General features: G+C 70.2%; 15 protein-coding genes. 7 read left to right on the forward strand and 8 right to left on the reverse strand.

What is annotated here, in order from left to right:
* Positions 1-621: 621 nt before the first annotated feature.
* Entirely contained in the window at positions 622-978 is a 357-nt protein-coding gene (locus CU254_RS09655) for a VOC family protein (protein ID WP_009075093.1), read from the forward strand.
* A gap of 64 nt (positions 979-1,042) precedes the next feature.
* On the opposite strand, the gene CU254_RS09660 is transcribed toward CU254_RS09655, so the two are convergent.
* From CU254_RS09660 to CU254_RS09675, 4 genes are all read right to left on the reverse strand, one after another.
* Positions 1,043-1,927: an amino acid ABC transporter permease gene (locus CU254_RS09660; protein ID WP_009075095.1), complete on the reverse strand. Its 885-nt coding sequence runs from the start codon at positions 1,925-1,927 to the stop codon at positions 1,043-1,045.
* Positions 1,924-2,571, reverse strand: a complete 648-nt coding sequence (locus CU254_RS09665; RefSeq protein ID WP_009075097.1) for an amino acid ABC transporter permease — start codon at positions 2,569-2,571, stop codon at positions 1,924-1,926. Before CU254_RS09665 ends, CU254_RS09660 begins: the two co-directional genes overlap by 4 nt.
* A gap of 84 nt (positions 2,572-2,655) precedes the next feature.
* Positions 2,656-3,561 carry a glutamate ABC transporter substrate-binding protein gene (locus tag CU254_RS09670; RefSeq protein ID WP_009075099.1) on the reverse strand — a complete coding sequence of 302 codons (906 nt, stop codon included), beginning with the start codon at positions 3,559-3,561 and terminating at the stop codon, positions 2,656-2,658.
* 130 nt (positions 3,562-3,691) lie between these two features.
* Complete coding sequence (locus tag CU254_RS09675) at positions 3,692-4,420, reverse strand: amino acid ABC transporter ATP-binding protein (RefSeq protein WP_199786198.1); 729 nt, start codon at positions 4,418-4,420, stop codon at positions 3,692-3,694.
* Between the two features lie 278 nt (positions 4,421-4,698).
* Between CU254_RS09675 and CU254_RS09680 the strand changes: the two genes are divergently transcribed.
* Positions 4,699-5,367, forward strand: coding sequence for a response regulator transcription factor (locus tag CU254_RS09680; RefSeq protein ID WP_009075103.1), 669 nt, complete (start codon positions 4,699-4,701; stop codon positions 5,365-5,367).
* Between the two features lie 3 nt (positions 5,368-5,370).
* Positions 5,371-6,756, forward strand: coding sequence for a HAMP domain-containing sensor histidine kinase (locus CU254_RS09685; RefSeq protein WP_009075105.1), 1,386 nt, complete (start codon positions 5,371-5,373; stop codon positions 6,754-6,756).
* Here the strand turns inward: CU254_RS09685 and CU254_RS09690 are convergent.
* Both CU254_RS09690 and CU254_RS09695 read right to left on the reverse strand, forming a co-directional pair.
* Positions 6,753-7,670 (reverse strand): TAXI family TRAP transporter solute-binding subunit, encoded by a 918-nt coding sequence (locus tag CU254_RS09690; protein ID WP_009075107.1) that lies wholly within the window; start codon positions 7,668-7,670, stop codon positions 6,753-6,755. The genes CU254_RS09685 and CU254_RS09690 overlap by 4 nt on opposite strands.
* Before the next feature lie 19 nt (positions 7,671-7,689).
* On the reverse strand, positions 7,690-8,406 hold the full coding sequence (locus CU254_RS09695) for a heparin lyase I family protein (protein WP_037713102.1): 717 nt from the start codon (positions 8,404-8,406) through the stop codon (positions 7,690-7,692).
* A gap of 245 nt (positions 8,407-8,651) precedes the next feature.
* Here CU254_RS09695 and miaB point away from each other — a divergent pair, with 245 nt between their 5' ends.
* Together miaB and CU254_RS09705 are read left to right on the forward strand one after the other, a co-directional pair.
* Positions 8,652-10,133, forward strand: coding sequence for a tRNA (N6-isopentenyl adenosine(37)-C2)-methylthiotransferase MiaB (miaB, locus tag CU254_RS09700; protein WP_009075109.1), 1,482 nt, complete (start codon positions 8,652-8,654; stop codon positions 10,131-10,133).
* Positions 10,130-10,606 carry a membrane protein gene (locus CU254_RS09705; protein ID WP_009075111.1) on the forward strand — a complete coding sequence of 159 codons (477 nt, stop codon included), beginning with the start codon at positions 10,130-10,132 and terminating at the stop codon, positions 10,604-10,606. The genes miaB and CU254_RS09705 overlap by 4 nt, the downstream gene beginning before the upstream one ends.
* 117 nt (positions 10,607-10,723) lie before the next feature.
* On the opposite strand, the gene CU254_RS09710 is transcribed toward CU254_RS09705, so the two are convergent.
* Entirely contained in the window at positions 10,724-12,037 is a 1,314-nt protein-coding gene (locus tag CU254_RS09710) for a DUF349 domain-containing protein (RefSeq protein ID WP_009075112.1), read from the reverse strand.
* 225 nt (positions 12,038-12,262) lie between these two features.
* On the opposite strand from CU254_RS09710, the gene miaA reads away from it, so the two are divergent.
* Together miaA and dapF are read left to right on the forward strand one after the other, a co-directional pair.
* On the forward strand, positions 12,263-13,183 hold the full coding sequence (gene miaA, locus CU254_RS09715) for a tRNA (adenosine(37)-N6)-dimethylallyltransferase MiaA (RefSeq protein ID WP_009075114.1): 921 nt from the start codon (positions 12,263-12,265) through the stop codon (positions 13,181-13,183).
* 9 nt (positions 13,184-13,192) lie between these two features.
* Positions 13,193-14,020, forward strand: coding sequence for a diaminopimelate epimerase (dapF, locus tag CU254_RS09720; protein WP_009075115.1), 828 nt, complete (start codon positions 13,193-13,195; stop codon positions 14,018-14,020).
* Here dapF and valS read toward each other — a convergent pair whose 3' ends face one another.
* Positions 14,021-16,522, reverse strand: coding sequence for a valine--tRNA ligase (valS, locus tag CU254_RS09725; protein ID WP_009075118.1), 2,502 nt, complete (start codon positions 16,520-16,522; stop codon positions 14,021-14,023).
* Positions 16,523-16,530 lie beyond the last annotated feature (8 nt).

Here is a 16,530-nt window from a genome sequence, read left to right on the forward strand (position 1 = left end):
GACGGCGAGCCTGGGCTTGGCCGACGGCGGGCTGGCTCGTCCGCGGAAGGCAGGCCTGGTTGCTTGCGGGCGGTGGGCCTGCTTCGTCATGCGAGGTGGCTCGCATGTTCGCGAGACGTGGGCCTGCTTGCCGATGGCGATGGCCTTGCCCTGGCGAGCGGCGGGCCAGCTCGTTCGCGGGCAGCGGACCAGTTCCCTCGCCGGGCACGGGCCTGCGCACGCATGCGCGGCGGGCGTATTCAGTTGTGGGTGGGCAATAGGCGGTCCTCCTTGTCTGATGAACCTGGTCGTGACGGCGGGTCGCCGGGGAGATCCGGGCGGCTTGACCTCGGCGGCGATCGTCCGCGCGGGACGCCGCGATTTCCGTGTTCTGGCAGCGCGATCTCACCGCGCGCAGGCGCGACCACGCCGACCAGTGCGCTGGCCAAACGCACTGAGAGAGAAGGAAAATCGCGACGGCCGCTACGAGAACGCTCGTGGGCTCACATCACCTGCGATGGACTTACTTCAATGAGATCAACATTAGCAGGACCAGCGACCGGACGGCATCACTCGATCGGCTCGATCGCACGAAGAAGCGATTTCCTTGTACACAAAGGACTTCCGGAAGGACAGGCAACCATGATCACCGGCGCCCACGTGATCCTCTACAGCAACAACGCAGCAGCGGACCGCGAGTTCCTCAGGGACGTACTAGAGCTAGGCCACGTCGACGCGGGCGACGGCTGGCTCATTTTCCGTTTGCCCCCAACGGAACTCGCGGTGCACCCGACCGAAGGGACGCCACAGCAAGAGTTCTACCTGATGTGCGACGACCTGGACGAAACAGTCCGCCACCTGACCGAGAAGGGAGCCGAGGTGGACGGAGAGGCCATCACAGCGGCATGGGGCAAGCGAGTGTCGATCCGCCTCCCCAGCGGCACCGCTCTGCCCCTGTACCAGCCGCGTCATCCGACCGCACACGGAACAAGCGCATAAAACAAGAAACCCCCAGCGCCGCAAAGAAAGCAGCGCCAGGGGCTTCAAGCGAAACAAGAGACCGTCAGAACGGCCCTCCGCGCACCCCGCCCGTAGCCGCGGTAGTGAGTTCCGCCGCGTCCTTGGCACCGGTGTCGAGGTGCTTCTTGCTGCGCCGGTTGCGCCGCTCCAGGTAAGTCGCGAGCGCGGTCAGCAGGAGGCACATCGCGATGTAGATCGCGGCGGCCACGAGGGTCGACGGGACGATCGGACGGCCGAAGGCGCCCTGGCTGCCGATGTAGCGGGCGTAGTACAGCAGCTCCGGGTACGTCACGAGGAAGCCGAGCGCGGTGTCCTTGAGCAGCACCACCAGCTGGCTGATGATCGTCGGCAGCATCGCGCGCAGCGCCTGCGGCAGCAGGACCGTGAACATCACCTGGGTCTTGCGCATGCCGAGCGCGTACGCGGCTTCGCTCTGGCCCTTCGGCAGGGCCAGGATGCCCGCGCGGAACACCTCCGCCAGCACCGAGCCGTTGTACAGCGTCAGGCCGAGCACGACCGCGAACAGCGGCGACGTGTCCACGCCGAGGGTCGGGAGGCCGTAGTAGAACAGGAACATCAGGATCAGCAGCGGGATCGCGCGGAAGAACTCCACCACGAACGTGCAGACCCCGCGCACCCACGCGTGGTCGGACAGCCGTCCGGCGGCGAACACCGCGCCGAACACGATGGCCAGCACTGCGCCCAGCGCGAAGGCCTTCACGGTCGCCAGGACGGCGTTCGCGAGGTCGCTCTGGACCTGGGCGTACTGCAGCCACTCCCATTTGCGGCCGGCGAACTGGCCGCTGTCGATGAAACGGTAGACGATGAACGCGATCAGCGCGGCTACCACGACGATGCCCAGCACCGCGTAGAGCCGGTGCCGCATCCGCGCTTTCGGGCCGGGAGTGTCGAAAAGAACCGTGCTCATCGGGCCACGCTCCAGCGCTTCTCCAGGCTGCGCTGCACCAGCGACAGCACCGACACGAGGATGATGAAGCCGAGTGCCACCCACAGCAGCGCGATCATCTGGTTGTCGCCGCGCTCGGACACGTACTGCCGGATCGCGCCGGCCTCGGCGACCGAGAACCCGCTGGCGATCGTGGTGTTCTTCAGCAGCGCGATGAGCATGCTGACGAGCGGCGGCACGACCGACCGCAGCGCCTGCGGGAGGACGATGCCGCCGAGGATCTGCCCGGAGGACAGGCCCAGCGCGCGGCCCGCCTCGGCCTGGCCGAGCGGCACCGTGTTGATGCCGGAGCGCACGACCTCGCAGATGAACGCGGACGTGTAGATCGTCAGCGCCACCGCGGCGGTCGGGAAGTAGTCGATCTTGACGATGTCGAGCAGCGGGTAGGCGAACACGAGGAACGCGAACACCAGCGTCAGCGGCGTGTTGCGCAGGACGGTCACGTACGTCGTGCCGATCGCGCGCAGCACCGGGACCGGGCTCACCCGCAGCATGGCGAGGATCGTGCCCAGCACCAGGCTGCACGCCCCCGCGATCAGGAACAGTTCGATCGTGGTGAGAAAGAACGGACCGAAGAGGTCCAGATTGTCGAGCAGGACGTCCATGGAGCCTTCCCCGCGTCCGTGTGCCGATAGTGGGTGTACGGCGGCCGGTGGGCGAAAGCTTCGCCCACCGGCCGCCGGATCAGGTCAGTACCGCTCGATGGCCGGCGGCGTCGCGGGCGCGCCGGACTTGCCGAGGGTCGCGTCGTAGATCTTCTTCCAGGTGCCGTTGGTCTCGGCGGCCTGCAGCAGGTCGTCGATCTTGTCGCGCAGCACCTTGTCGTCCTTGTTCAGGCCGATGCCGTAGGGCTCCTTCGAGAACGGCTTGCCGACGACCTTGAAGCTGTCCGGGTCCTGCGCCGCGTAGCCCTTGAGGATCGCGTCGTCGGTGGTGACCGCGTCGACGTCCTTCGTGGTCAGCTTCTCCACGCACTGCGAGTACTTCTGGAACTCGACGATCTGGTCGGTCAGCTTCTGCTCGCGCACGCGCTGGATCGGGGTCGACCCGGTGACCGAGCAGACCTTCTTGCCCTTCAGGGTCTCCGGGCCGGTGATCGAGGTGTCGTCCTTGCGCACCAGCAGGTCCTGCCCGGCCTGGAAGTACGGGCCGGCGAACGACACGAGCTTCTTGCGCTTGTCGTTGATCGTGTAGGTGCCGACGTAGAGGTCGACCTGGCCGTTGGAGATGGCCTGCTCGCGGGCGCCCGAGTCGACCGTCGTGTACTTGATCTTGTCCTCGCTGATGCCGAGGCCCGCCGCGACCATCCGGGCGATCTCGATGTCGAAGCCCTGGAACTTGCCGGTCTTCGGGTCCTTCTGGCCCAGCTCGGGCTGGTCGTCCTTGACGCCGATGGTGATGGTGCCCGCGGACTTGATCTTCGCGAAGATCGGCGAGCCGTCGAGCTTGACGTCCTTGGCGACCTCGTAGGTCGGCAGGGCGGCGGTGTTCGTGTTGGCGTCGCCGCCGGAGCCGGTCGGGGCGCCTTCCTTGCCGCAGGCCGTGAGCAGCAGCCCGCCGGCGAGCAGGGCGGCCGCGAGGGTGCGGATCCTCATGTCAGTCTCTCCAATATCTGTCCGGGAAACATCTGTCCGGGAACGTCGGTGCCGGTCGGGGTCCGGCCGTCGGACACGGCCGATTACAGCCACCTCGGGCTCGGGGCGCCGGGGGATTCCCCCGAACGGGTCAGTGGGTCAGGATCTTGCCGAGGAAGTCCTTGGCGCGGTCGGACTTCGGCTTGGTGAAGAACTCCTCCGGCGTCGTGTCCTCGACGATCTCGCCATCGGCCATGAAGATCACGCGGTCGGCGGCGCGGCGGGCGAAGCCCATCTCGTGCGTGACCACGAGCATCGTCATGCCGTCCTTCGCCAGGCCGGTCATCACGTCCAGCACCTCCTGGACCATTTCCGGGTCCAGCGCCGAGGTCGGCTCGTCGAAGAGCATCACCTTGGGCTTCATCGCGAGCGCGCGGGCGATCGCCACGCGCTGCTGCTGGCCGCCGGACAGCTGGGCCGGGTACTTGTCGGCCTGGTTCGCGATGCCGACGCGCTCGAGCAGCTCCATCGCGGTCTTGCGGGCCTCCGCCTGCGCGGTCCGGCGCACCTTCACCGGCGCGAGCATGACGTTCTCGAGGATCGTCTTGTGCGCGAAGAGGTTGAACTGCTGGAAGACCATGCCGACGTCGGCGCGCAGCGCGGCGAGCGCCTTGCCCTCGGCGGGCAGCGGCACGCCGTCCACGGCGATCTCGCCGGAGTTGATCGGCTCGAGCCGGTTGATCGCGCGGCACAGCGTCGACTTGCCCGACCCGGACGGCCCGAGCACGACGACGACCTGGCCGCGCGGCACCTCGAGCGTGATCTCGCGCAGCACGTGCAGATCGCCGAAGTACTTGTTCACGGCGGCCGCCTTGATCATCGGCGTCGCCACCTCGGTGGTCATCGTGGCCTCCAGAGCTCCGTTGGTCAGCGGCGTCCGCGGAACCGGGGTTCCGCAACGCTTGCGGAAACCTACTACCGGGACATCTCTTGTAAAGACGGCTTGAGCAATACTTAGGGTTTCAACTATGTATCGGATGCGGCCGTCGTGGCTGCGTTCAGCCTAGTCGGGACTGTGGCCGCCGCCACGCACCGTGTCCGCGGGCGTGGCGCCTTAGAGTCCGGCTACCGTGGTCTGGATCACCGGGAGGAGCAAGCGTGCGCGTGCTGCTGGTGGAAGACGACGACCGGGTCGCCGGGGCGCTCGTGCCCGCCCTGGTCCGCCGCGGGCTCGCCATGCAGCGGCTGCCGTCCGGGGCCGGGGTGCTCGACCGGGTCCACGACGTCGACGTGATCCTGCTCGACCTGGGCCTTCCCGACGTCGACGGCGTGGTGCTCTGCCGGCAGATCCGGGCGGTCAGCGACGTCGCGGTGATCGTCGTGTCCGCGCGCGGCGAGGTGAACGACCGGGTGCACGGCCTGCGCGCCGGCGCCGACGACTACCTGGTCAAGCCCTACGACGTGGAGGAACTGCTCGCGCGGGTCGAGGCGGTGCGGCGGCGGCGCGTCGAACGGCCCGCGCCGTCCGTGCCGGTGGTGGAGGTCGGCGACGTCCGGATCGACCTCTCCCGGCACGAGGTGCTGGTGGCCGGCGAGCCGATCGCCTTGTCCCGCAAGGAGTTCCAGGTGCTCGCGCTGGTCGCTGCGGCGGGCGGCGCGGTCTGCTCGCGCGAGCAGGTGCTGAACGAGGTGTGGGGGCACCGCGGCGCGGCGGAGAGCCGTTCGCTGGACGTGCACGTCGCGACCCTGCGCACCAAGCTCGGCCGTCCGGCGCTGATCGAGACGGTCCGCGGGGTCGGCTACCGGCTGGGCAGCGGACGGGACTGACCGGTGCGCGTCCGGCTGCAGGGCATCGTCGTCACGCTCGTCGCGCTGCTGGTGTTCGGGCTCGGCATCCCGCTCGCGCTGAGCCTCGCGAGCAGCCTCCAGCAGAAGCTCTTCCTCGACCGGCTCACCGACACCTCGCGGTTCGCCTCGCTGGCCCAGCGTCCGCTGCTGGACAACCAGCTCGGCCTGCTGGAACCGGAACTGCGCCGGTACACCGAGGTGTACGGCGTGAAAGTGGTCGTGGTGAACCAGGACGGCGACCCGGTGCTGAGCTCGGCGAGCGGCTCCGTCGACCGGGACGCGATCCGGGTGCCGGTGAACGAGGCGCTCGCCGCCCGTCCGCCCGAGGCCGGGCCGCTGCTGATGCCGTGGGCGACCAAACCGCTGGTGCTGGCCGAGCCGATCCTGATCGACGGCGAGGTGCGCGGCGCGGTCGTGACGGAGTCCGCGACCGACCACGTCCGCACCCAGCTGCTGTGGCAGTGGCTGCTGCTGGCCGCGTGCGCGCTGGTCGCGTTCGGGCTCGCGCTGCTCGTCGCGCTGCCGGTGGTGCGCTGGACGCTGCGTCCGGTCCGGCGGCTGGACGAGGCGACGGGCGCGCTGGTCGCGTCCGTGGTCAGCGGCCGGGAGGCGGAGCCGGTGGGGGAGAGCGGCGGCCCGCCGGAGCTGCGGCAGCTGGGGCGGTCGTTCGACCGGATGGCGGCGAGCGTGTCGGAAGCGCTGGCCGCGCAGCGCGCGTTCGTCGCCGACGCCTCGCACCAGCTGCGCAATCCGTTGACCGCGTTGAAGATCCGGCTGGGCAATCTCGACGGCCAGGTGACCGACGAAACCGCCGCGGCCGATCTCGAAGCCGCGCAGGTGGACGCCAAACGGCTGAACCAGATCCTCGACGAGCTGTTGTCGATGGCCCGTGCGGAAGCCGCGGGCGGCGAGCTGGTGTCCGAGGATCTCGCCGAGGTGATCGCCGATCGCGTCGCCGACTGGTCGGTGGTCGGGGCGGCTCGCGAGGTCTCGCTGGAGAGCGCGGTGGACGTCGACGGCGCGCGGGTGCTCGTGCCTCCGCGCGGGCTGGAGGTCGTGCTCGACGCGTTGCTGGACAACGCGCTCAAGTTCAGCCCTTCCGGTACTTCCGTCGAGGTGGCCGCGAGCGTGGCCGGGGACCGCGTGACGGTCTCGGTCCGCGACCACGGCCCCGGGCTGCGGGAGGACGAACTGGAGCGGGCCGCGGACCGGTTCTGGCGGAGCACGGCGCACCAGAACGTGCCCGGGTCGGGGCTGGGGCTGGCGATCGTGACCGAGATCGTCCGGCATTCCGGCGGGGAGATCCAGCTGTCGCTGCCCGATGGCGGCGGATTGTGCGTCGCGATGGACTTCCCGGTCGCGCGCTAGACCTTCTCCGCGCGGTAATACGCCCGCGCGCCGGGATGCAGCGGCAGCGGAGCGGTCTCGATGCCCGGGTGCACGTCTATCGACAGCGCCGCCCGGTTGACCGCCGCGAGCCGCGGGCGGGCGTCGTACAGGCCCTTCGTGAGCGCTTCGGCGACGTCGGCCGACATCGAGGTGGGCACGACCAGGAAGTTCGGCACCACCAGCGTGGTGACCGGACCGGGCTGGTCGTAGGTGCTGCCGGGGATGGTCGCGGTGCCGTACACCGGGCTGAACCGCTGCATGCCCGGCATCAGGCTGGACATGTCGAGCAGCCGCAGGCCGACCTTGCGGTTGTACTCGGTGATGAGCGGCGTCGGCAGCCCGCCGGACCAGAACATCGCGTCGATCCTGCGGTCCGCCAGCGCGGTGAGCGACTCCTCCAGGCTCAGCTGGTTCACCGAGACCGAGCTTTTCAGCCCGGCGACCTGCAGCACCCGGTCGGCGATGTACTCGACGCCCGATTCCGGCGAGCCGACCGCGATGTGGCGGCCGCGCAGCATCGACACCGAGGTGTACGGCGAATCCTTGCGGACGACGATGTGCAGGTAGTCGTCGTGGATGCGGGCCAGCGCGGCGAGCTTGCCGGGGTGCGCGGCCGCCGCGTCCGCGGCCAGGTCCGCGGCGACGAACGCGACGTCCGCGCCCCCGGAAAGCACTCGGTTGAGGTTGTCGCGCGACCCCTGGGTGGCGAGCACCTCGGGCGTTTCGATGCCGAGTTCGCCCGCCCACGCCGCCGCCAGCGGCCCGGCGAGGTCGTGGTAGACGCCGCCCACCGACCCGGCCGCGACGCGCAGGTGCAGGTTCGCGAAGCTCGGCCCGCACCCGCTCAGCAGCACCATGAGCACTGCCAGCGCCGCCGTCAGCCTCCATCGCATGCAGCGATGGTGCCAGAGGTCAGCCGGTGACGTCGGCCAGGCTGCCGCCCATCCGGATCTTGGTGAGCCACTGCGTCGCCGTCTGGTCGGCCTGGTGGTAGACGCCCCACTTCAGGTAGTTGCGCGTGCCGTCGATCGTGGTGCCGGTGTAGGTGGCCGACCCGTCGGAGAACGTCTGCCGCTTGCCGTCGAACCAGAACTGGATCGTGCCCTTGGTGCGGTCGGTCGAGATCCGGAAGGCGATGTCGTGCCACTGGTCGTTCGAGACCGGCGCGTCCCAGAGCTTGACGCTGGTGTGGTCGGTCGTCCAGTCCTCCAGCTGGAGCCTGCCGCCGGAGATCTTGAGGACGATCGGATGGTTCGCAGTGCCGTCGCTCGGGCTGCATTTCAGCTGGAACACGTAACGGCTGGTGGAGTCGGTGATGCGGTACTTCGACGACCAGCCGAGATAGAAGGTCTTGCCCGCGGCGAGGTCGGGGCCGACCGCCTCGCAGCGTTCCTCCTGGGCGAGCTGCTCGGCGACCCACACCTTGCCCTTCGCGGAGTCGGTCGCGGTCTTGAAGTGGCCGTCGGCGCACTGGATCGAGTTGAACGCCCCGACGCCGTCCGCGGGGTCGGCCGACCAGGTGACGGACTGCGGGACCGGTTGCGCGGAGACCGGGGCGGCCGCCAGCGCGGCGGCGGCGACGAGCGCGCTCGCGACAGCGGCCGCGGAGCAGGCGAAAACCTTGCGCACATTTCCTCCAGAGCGGCGGCGGTCCGATTCGGAAACAATGGCGACGATCTTATCTTCGGGAGGGCGTGGAATACAATAGAGAAAATTGTACCGGTTGGCCGTTCCGGTGCATTTCCGTTCCCGGTCAACGGCACATTTCCCGATTAGCGGAATGCGGAGCGAGGCGCGTCGCGGATACCGCCGCATTGCGTCCGCCGGGCGGGTGCCGGGTCCGGCGCGGGCGGCGGGGTTTAGGCTGGACGGCGATGAACGCGAAAACGTACCAGATCCGCACGTTCGGGTGCCAGATGAACGTGCACGACTCCGAACGGCTCGCCGGACAGCTCGAGGAAGCGGGTTACGTCCCCGCCGCCGGGCAGGCGAAGCCGGATCTGGTCGTGTTCAACACCTGCGCCGTGCGGGAGAACGCGGACAACAAGCTCTACGGCACCCTCGGGCACCTCCGCCCGGACAAGGTCGCCAATCCGGACATGCAGATCGCGGTCGGCGGCTGTCTCGCGCAGAAGGACCGCGGCGACATCGTCAAGCGCGCGCCGTGGGTCGACGTCGTCTTCGGGACGCACAACATCGGCTCGCTGCCGACGCTGCTGGAGCGCGCGCGGCACAACGCCGAGGCCGAGGTCGAGATCCTCGAATCGCTCGAGACGTTCCCGTCCACGCTGCCCGCGCGCCGCGAATCGTCCTACGCGAGCTGGGTGTCGGTTTCGGTCGGCTGCAACAACACCTGCACGTTCTGCATCGTGCCGTCGCTGCGCGGCAAGGAGCGCGACCGTCGTCCCGGAGAGATCCTCGCGGAGGTCGAGGCGCTGGTCGCCGAGGGCGTGCTCGAAGTGACCCTGCTGGGCCAGAACGTGAACTCCTACGGCGTCGAGTTCGGCGACCGGCTCGCGTTCGGCAAGCTGCTGCGCGCGACCGGCGGGATCGACGGGCTGGAGCGCGTGCGGTTCACCTCGCCGCATCCGGCCGCGTTCACCTCGGACGTGATCGACGCGATGGCCGAGACCCCGAATGTCTGCCACCAGCTGCACATGCCGCTGCAGTCCGGTTCGGACCGGGTGCTGCGCGAGATGCGCCGGTCGTACCGGTCCGCGCGGTTCCTGAACATCCTCGACGAGGTGCGCGCCGCGATGCCGGACGCCGCGATCACCACCGACATCATCGTCGGCTTCCCCGGCGAGACCGAGGAAGATTTCCAGGCGACGCTCGACGTCGTCCGCGCCGCGCGGTTCTCCAGCGCGTTCACGTTCCAGTACTCGAAGCGTCCCGGCACGCCCGCCGCGGAGATGGCGGAGCAGCTGCCGAAGGAGGTCGTGCAGGAACGCTACGACCGGCTGGTCGAGCTGCAGAACGAGATCTCCTGGGAAGAGAATCGGAAGCTGGTCGGCCGCCGGGTCGAACTGCTGGTCGCCGCGGGCGAGGGACGCAAGGACGCGGAGACGCACCGGATGAGCGGGCGCGCCCGTGACGGCAGGCTGGTGCACTTCACGCCGACCGGCTCGGCCGTCGACCGCTCGGTCCGCCCGGGCGACGTCGTGGAGACGGTGATCAGCTACGGCGCGCCGCATCACCTCGTCGCCGACGGCGACCTCCTGACCCATCGCCGCACGCGAGCGGGCGACAACGCCGAAGCCGGTCTTCGGCCCAAGACGAGCGGGGTCACCCTGGGACTGCCGGGCTTCGGAGCCCCGGCGGCGCAGCCGGCCCCGGTGAGCGGGTGCGCAGGATGAGCGAACCGGGAACGCCGGCCGAGGTCGACCCCAGGCTGAGCGACGAGATCGACGACGCGGGCCGCCGCGCCGCGCGCACGGTGGAGCTGGGCAGGCGCGGGTTCACCATCTCGGTGCTGATGTTCGTGCTGCTGGTGGCCCAGATCCTGCCGTGGGCGCAGGGCCGCGCGGGCTGGGAAACGCTGGCCGGCGAGGCGGGCGGGGTCCCGCAGCTGTTCGCCGTGACGTCCACCGGCGTCGGCCTGTTCATCGGCGCGGTCGCGCTCGTGTCCCGCCGCTGGTGGGTCGCGTGGTGCTGCGCCGCGGGCGGCTGGTTCGCCTCGGTCGACGGCCTGCTGGCGATCTGGTCGCAGCAGTCCGCGCACGCCAGCGGAGCGGCCGGAGGCGGTCCGGGCATCGGGATGATCGTGGCGTGGATCGCGACGATCGTCTTGGCGACGCTGTGGATGCGGACGGCTTTCTCGCGCAACTGAGCGCTTCCGGCAAACGTCCGTGAGGGGAACCCTCACGGACTCTGAGTCCCTCAGGGTTCCCTTCACGGACCTGAAAAGGGCCGGTACCCGCGGGTACCGGCCCTTTTAGTGCTCAGCTCAGCGATCGGCGACCGCGGCTTCCGCGGCCTCCATCCATTCCCGCCACTGGGCGGCCTGCTCCTCGGCCTTCTTCGCCCGCCGCTCGTCCCCGGCCGCGCGGGCCTTGGCGGCCTGCGATTCGAACTGCTCGACGCGCTCCCGGAACTGCGCGGCGCGCGCCTGCGCCTCCGGGTCGGTGCGGCGCCAGCGGCTGTCCTCGGCCGACTTCACCGCGTCCTGCACCGCTTTGAGCCGTCCGTCCAGTTCGCGGATGCGCTCGCGCGGGACCTTGCCGATCTCGTCCCACTGCTCCTGGATCCGGCGCAGCGCCGACTTGGCCGCCTCGAGGTTGGCCGCCACGTCGATCTTCTCGGCCTCGACCAGCAGTTCTTCCTTGCGCTGGGCGTTGCCGGCGAACTCCGCGTCGCGCTCGGAGAACACCGCCGAGCGGCGGGCGAAGAACGCGTCCTGGGCCGCGCGGAACCGCTGCCACAGCGCCTCGTCGCTGTCCTTCGGCGCGCGTCCGGCGGCCTTCCACTCAGCCATCAGGTCCTTGTACCGGCCCGCGGTGGCTCCCCAGTCGTCCGAGTCGGACAGCGCCTCGGCCTCGGCGATCAGCTCTTCCTTGCGCTGCTTCGCGCTCGCCCGCTGCTTGTCCAGTTCGGCGAAGTGCGAGCCGCGGCGGCGGTTGAACGCCTCGCGCGCCTTCGAGAAGCGCTTCCACAGCTCGTCGTCGGTCTTGCGGTCGACGCCCTTGACCGTCTTCCACTCGTCGAGGATCGCGCGCAGCCGGTCGCCCGCGGCCTTCCACTGGGTGGACTCGGCGGCGATCTTCTCCGCCTCGTCGGCCAGCGCCTGCTTGCGCGCCACGGCCGCCGCGCGGGCTTCCTCGCGCTCGTGCTTGACGTGGACCAGGGCCTTCTCCGCCAGCCCGATCACGTACTCGAGCCGCGCGCCGAGAGCCTTGAGGTCGCCGACCACGGCCGCCTCGCCGAGCCCGTCGCGGATCTGGGTGGCGCTGGAGAGAGCGTGCTTCGGGTCGCCCGCCCCGGAGTTCAGCCGCGTTTCGAGCAGTTCGACCTCGGTGCGCACGTCGTCGAAGCGGCGCGCGTAGTGCAGCAGGCCCTCCTCGGGCGTGCCGGCCTGCCAGACCCCGACCTCGCGTTCGCCGTCGGCGGTGAAGACGTAAACGGTGCCTTCCCCGTCGATCCGGCCCCAGGTGGCGGGGCTGGGCTCGGCGGGCGGCACCGGAGGCGCGGCGTGGCCGCCGCCCTGCGCGTGCGGCACCGGGTGCGGCGCCGGGGTGCCGGGGGACGTGTTCTCCTGGGCCATCGCAGGCTCCTTATCGCCTGTACGCCCGCGGCTGCGGGCGCCCCGCCGCGGGAGCGGGGCCGGGTTACGCTGGTGTCGTGCTCTGCCGGGGGCATGGGGCCCCAGCGGCATTCAAGCAGCTCAGCGCGCGCCGTGGTACTGGGTGAGCCGCCTGAAAGCGTTGATCCTACTTCTCCTTGACGCTCCGTGCCCGCGTCCCGCCCCGGCCGGGTACCGTTCTGCGGCGTGATCAGCCCTGCTCAACGGCCTCGTCCGGTGGCCGTCGTCGGCCCCACCGCCACCGGGAAGACCGCGCTGGCCGTCGAACTCGCGCTGGCGCTGGACGGCGAGGTGGTCAACGCCGACGCGCTCCAGCTCTACCGGGGCATGGACATCGGGACCGCCAAAGCGACGGCGGAGGAACGGCGAGGGGTCCCGCACCACCTGCTGGACGTACTCGACGTGACCGAGACCGCGTCGGTCGCCGCCTATCAGCGTGACGCCCGCGGCACGATCGAGCGGATTCTCGCCGCGGGCCGGGTCCCGGTGCTGACCGGCGGTTCGGGGCTGTACGTGCAAGCGGTCCTGGACGACCTCCGTTTCCCCGGCACCGATCCCGCGGTGCGCGCACGGCTCGACGAAGAAGCGGCCGAACTCGGCACCGCCGCGCTCTACACCCGGCTGGGGGAGCGCGACCCGGCCGCGGCGGCGGCGATCCTGCCCACGAACACCCGCCGCATCGTGCGCGCGCTGGAAGTCATCGAGATCACCGGCGAGCCGTTCTCCGCGAACCTGCCGAAACCGGGTCCGGCGCGCTGGGACACCGTGCTGATCGGGATCGACCGCGAGATCGCCGAGCTGGACGAGCGCGTCGACCTGCGGGTGGAGCGGATGTTCGAGGCCGGTCTCGTGGACGAGGTGCGCGCGTTGCTGGGACGCGGTCTGCGGGACGGGAAAACCGCTTCGCGGGCGCTGGGCTACCAGCAGGTGCTGGCCGAGCTGGACGGCGAGGGCGACTTCGCGGCGGCCGCGGCGGCGACCGCGCAGGCCACTCGCCGGTTCGTGCGGCGGCAGCGTTCGTGGTTCCGCCGGGACAAGCGGATCCAGTGGTTCGACGGCGGATCGGCGGACCTGGCCGCGCGGGTCCTCGCCGCGCTCGACCAGTAGCCTGGACGCATGGGCGGCATCGAATTCCTCAAGGGCCACGGCACGCAGAACGACTTCGTGCTGCTGCCCGACGCGGCCGGCCGCCTCGACCTGACGGCGGAGCGCGTCGCGGCGCTGTGCGACCGGCAGCGGGGCATCGGCGCGGACGGCGTGCTGCGCGTCGTCCGGGCGAAGGCGATCGGCGAAGAATCCGTCGGCGAGTGGTTCATGGACTACCGCAACGCGGACGGGTCGATCGCCGAGATGTGCGGCAACGGCACCCGCGTTTTCGCGCGCTACCTGGTCGACGCCGGACTGGCCGAGGCGGGCGAGTTCGTCATCGGCACCCGCGCGGGCGACCGGCCGGTCGTCGTGCACCCGGACCGTTCGGTCACCGTGCAGATGGGCCCGGCGGCGATCACCGGCACGTCGGTCACCGTGGTGGCCGGGCAGCCGTTTTCCGGGGTCGCGGTGAACGTCGGCAACCCGCACCTGGTGTCGGTCACCGACACCGACATCGCCGGGCTCGACCTGCGCGACCAGCCCGATTTCGACCACGACTTCTTCCCGGCCGGGGTCAACCTGGAGTTCGTCAACGTGCTCGGCGAGGGCGCGCTGCGGATGCGCGTCCACGAACGCGGCGTGGGGGAGACGCGCGCCTGCGGCACCGGCACGGTCGCCGCGGTGGCCGCCTCTCTGCACCTCGCGGGCAAGGACACCGGCGAGTCCACAGTGGACATCCCGGGCGGCCGGGTGTCGGTCACGGTCGGGCGCGGCGAGTCCACGCTGACCGGACCGGCCGAGATCGTGGCCCGCGGCGAGCTGGACGAAGCCTGGTGGCTCGCCGCGGGCGCTTGATCAGCTGATCGTCACCGCCACCGAAAGCTCGCCCTCCTGGGTGGCCACGGAATTCACCACCCCGGCGGTCCGGACGTCCTCGGCGATTCCGGCGAAGCCTTCGAGCACGTCCGCCGGAGCGGTGACCGACAGCGTCTCGATGGCGGTCCGCATGGACACCTTCGCGTCGGACTTGGCCCGGCGCACCGCGGCGATGACGGAACTGGCCAACGGCAGCAAGGCGACGTCGCCGTCCGCGTCGGGCGCGGTCGGCCAGGACGCCTGGTGCACGGAACCTTCCTGCCACCACGACCAGATCTCCTCGGCGGCGAACGGCAGCACCGGCGCGAACATCCGCACCAATGCCGACAGCACCGTCCGCAGCGCCACCTGCGCCGATTCCGCCGCCTCCGCGCCGAGATCCCCGTACGCGCGGCCCTTGACCAGCTCTACGTAGTCGTCGCAGAACGTCCAGAAGAACGTCTCGGTCACCTGCAACGCACGCGCCTGGTCGAGTGCTTCGAACGCGGCGGTGGCCTCCTCGATCACCTTCGCCAGCGCAGCGAGCACAGACCGGTCCAACGGCTCGGTCGCGCTCGATTCCGGCTTGGGGACGCCGAGGCCGAGCACGAATTTGCTCACGTTCAACAGCTTCGTCGCCAGCCGTCGCCCGACCTTCATCTGGCCTTCGTCCACCGCCGTGTCGACGCCGGGCCGCGCGCTCGCCGCCCAGTAGCGCACCGCGTCGGAACCGTGCCGCTCCAGGAGATCCGCCGGCGTGACGACGTTGCCGACCGATTTCGACATCTTCTTGCGGTCCGGGTCGAGCACCCAGCCGGAGATCACCGCGTCGCGCCACGGCAGCACGCCTTCCTCCAGTTCGGCGCGGACCGCGGTGGAGAACAGCCAGGTGCGGATGATCTCGTGCGCCTGCGGCCGCAGCGAGAACGGGAACACGCGGCGGAACAGGTCGTCGTCGAGGCTCCAGCGGCCGGCGATCTGCGGCGTCAGAGACGACGTCGCCCAGGTGTCCATCACGTCCGCCTCCGCGACGAACCCGCCCGGCACGCCGCGCTGTTCCTCGGTGTAGCCCGGCGGAACGTCGGTGCTCGGGTCCACCGGCAGGCTCGCGTCCTCGGGAGTCAGCACCGAGTCGTGGTCCGGCTCGCCGTCGGCGTCCAGCGGGTACCAGACCGGGATCGGCACGCCGAAGAACCGCTGGCGGCTGACCAGCCAGTCGCTGGTCAGGCCCTCGACCCAGCTGCGGTAGCGGACCCGCATGTGCGGCGGGACCCAGTTCAGCTCCTCGCCGCGCTCCAGCAGTTTCGCGCGCAGGGCGTCGTCGCGGCCGCCGTTGCGCAGGTACCACTGGCGGCTCGTGACGATTTCCAGCGGCTTGTCGCCCTTTTCGTAGAACTTCACCGGATGCGTGATCGGCCTCGGCTCGCCGCGCAGGGCGCCCACCTCCCGCAGGAGGTCCACCACAATCTGGCGTCCAGTGTGGACAGTCTTGCCCGCCAGGGGTTCGTACTTCTCCGCCGGAACGCCGTGCGGCGGCTCCGAGCGGAACCGGCCGTCGCGGCCGAGTACCGGACGCGTTTCGAGCTGCAGCGCGCGCCACCAGGTGACGTCGGTGGTGTCGCCGAAGGTGCAGACCATCGCGATGCCGGTGCCCTTCTCCGGATCCGCGAGATGGTGCGCGTGCACCGGAACCTCGACGCCGAACACCGGCGTGCGCACGGTTTTCCCGAAAAGGCCTTGGTAGCGCTCGTCATCCGGATGCGCGACCAGTGCGACGCACGCGGGCAGCAATTCGGGCCGCGTGGTGGAGATGAGCACCTCCGCGCCGTCGCCGGCGGTGAACACGAGGTCGTGATACGCGCCCGGACGTTCGCGGTCCTCCAGTTCCGCCTGCGCGACGGCGGTGCGGAAGGTGACATCCCACAGCGTCGGGGCTTCGGATTGGTACGCCTCGCCGCGCGCGAGGTTGCGCAGGAACGCGCGCTGCGAGATCTCCGTGGTCGCCGGATCGATCGTCTGGTACGCCAGCGTCCAGTCCACCGAAAGCCCGATGCTCCGCCAGACCTCCTCGAACACCTTCTCGTCGGTTTCGGTCAGCTGGCGGCACAGTTCCACGAAATTGCGCCGGGACACCGGAATCGCGTTCTTGCCGGGCTTTTCCGGCGGAGCGAAGGACAGGTCGTAGGGCAGCGACGGCTCGCAGCGCACGCCGAAGTGGTTCTGCACGCGGCGTTCGGTGGGCAGGCCGTTGTCGTCCCAGCCGACCGGGTAGAAGACCGAACGGCCGCGCATCCGCTGGTAGCGCGCGAGAACGTCGGTGTGCGTGTAGGAGAAGACGTGCCCGATGTGCAGCGAACCGCTCGCGGTCAGCGGCGGCGTGTCGATCGAGTAGACGTCCGGGCGCGACCGGTCGAACCGGTATACGCCTTCGCGTTCCCACACCGGTACCCATTTGGCGGTCAGGCCGTCGACGCCGACTTTGTGCGGGATCTTCTCGTTCATGCCCGCAC

Source organism: Amycolatopsis sp. AA4 (assembly GCF_002796545.1).
Taxonomy (GTDB): Bacteria; Actinomycetota; Actinomycetes; order Mycobacteriales; family Pseudonocardiaceae; genus Amycolatopsis.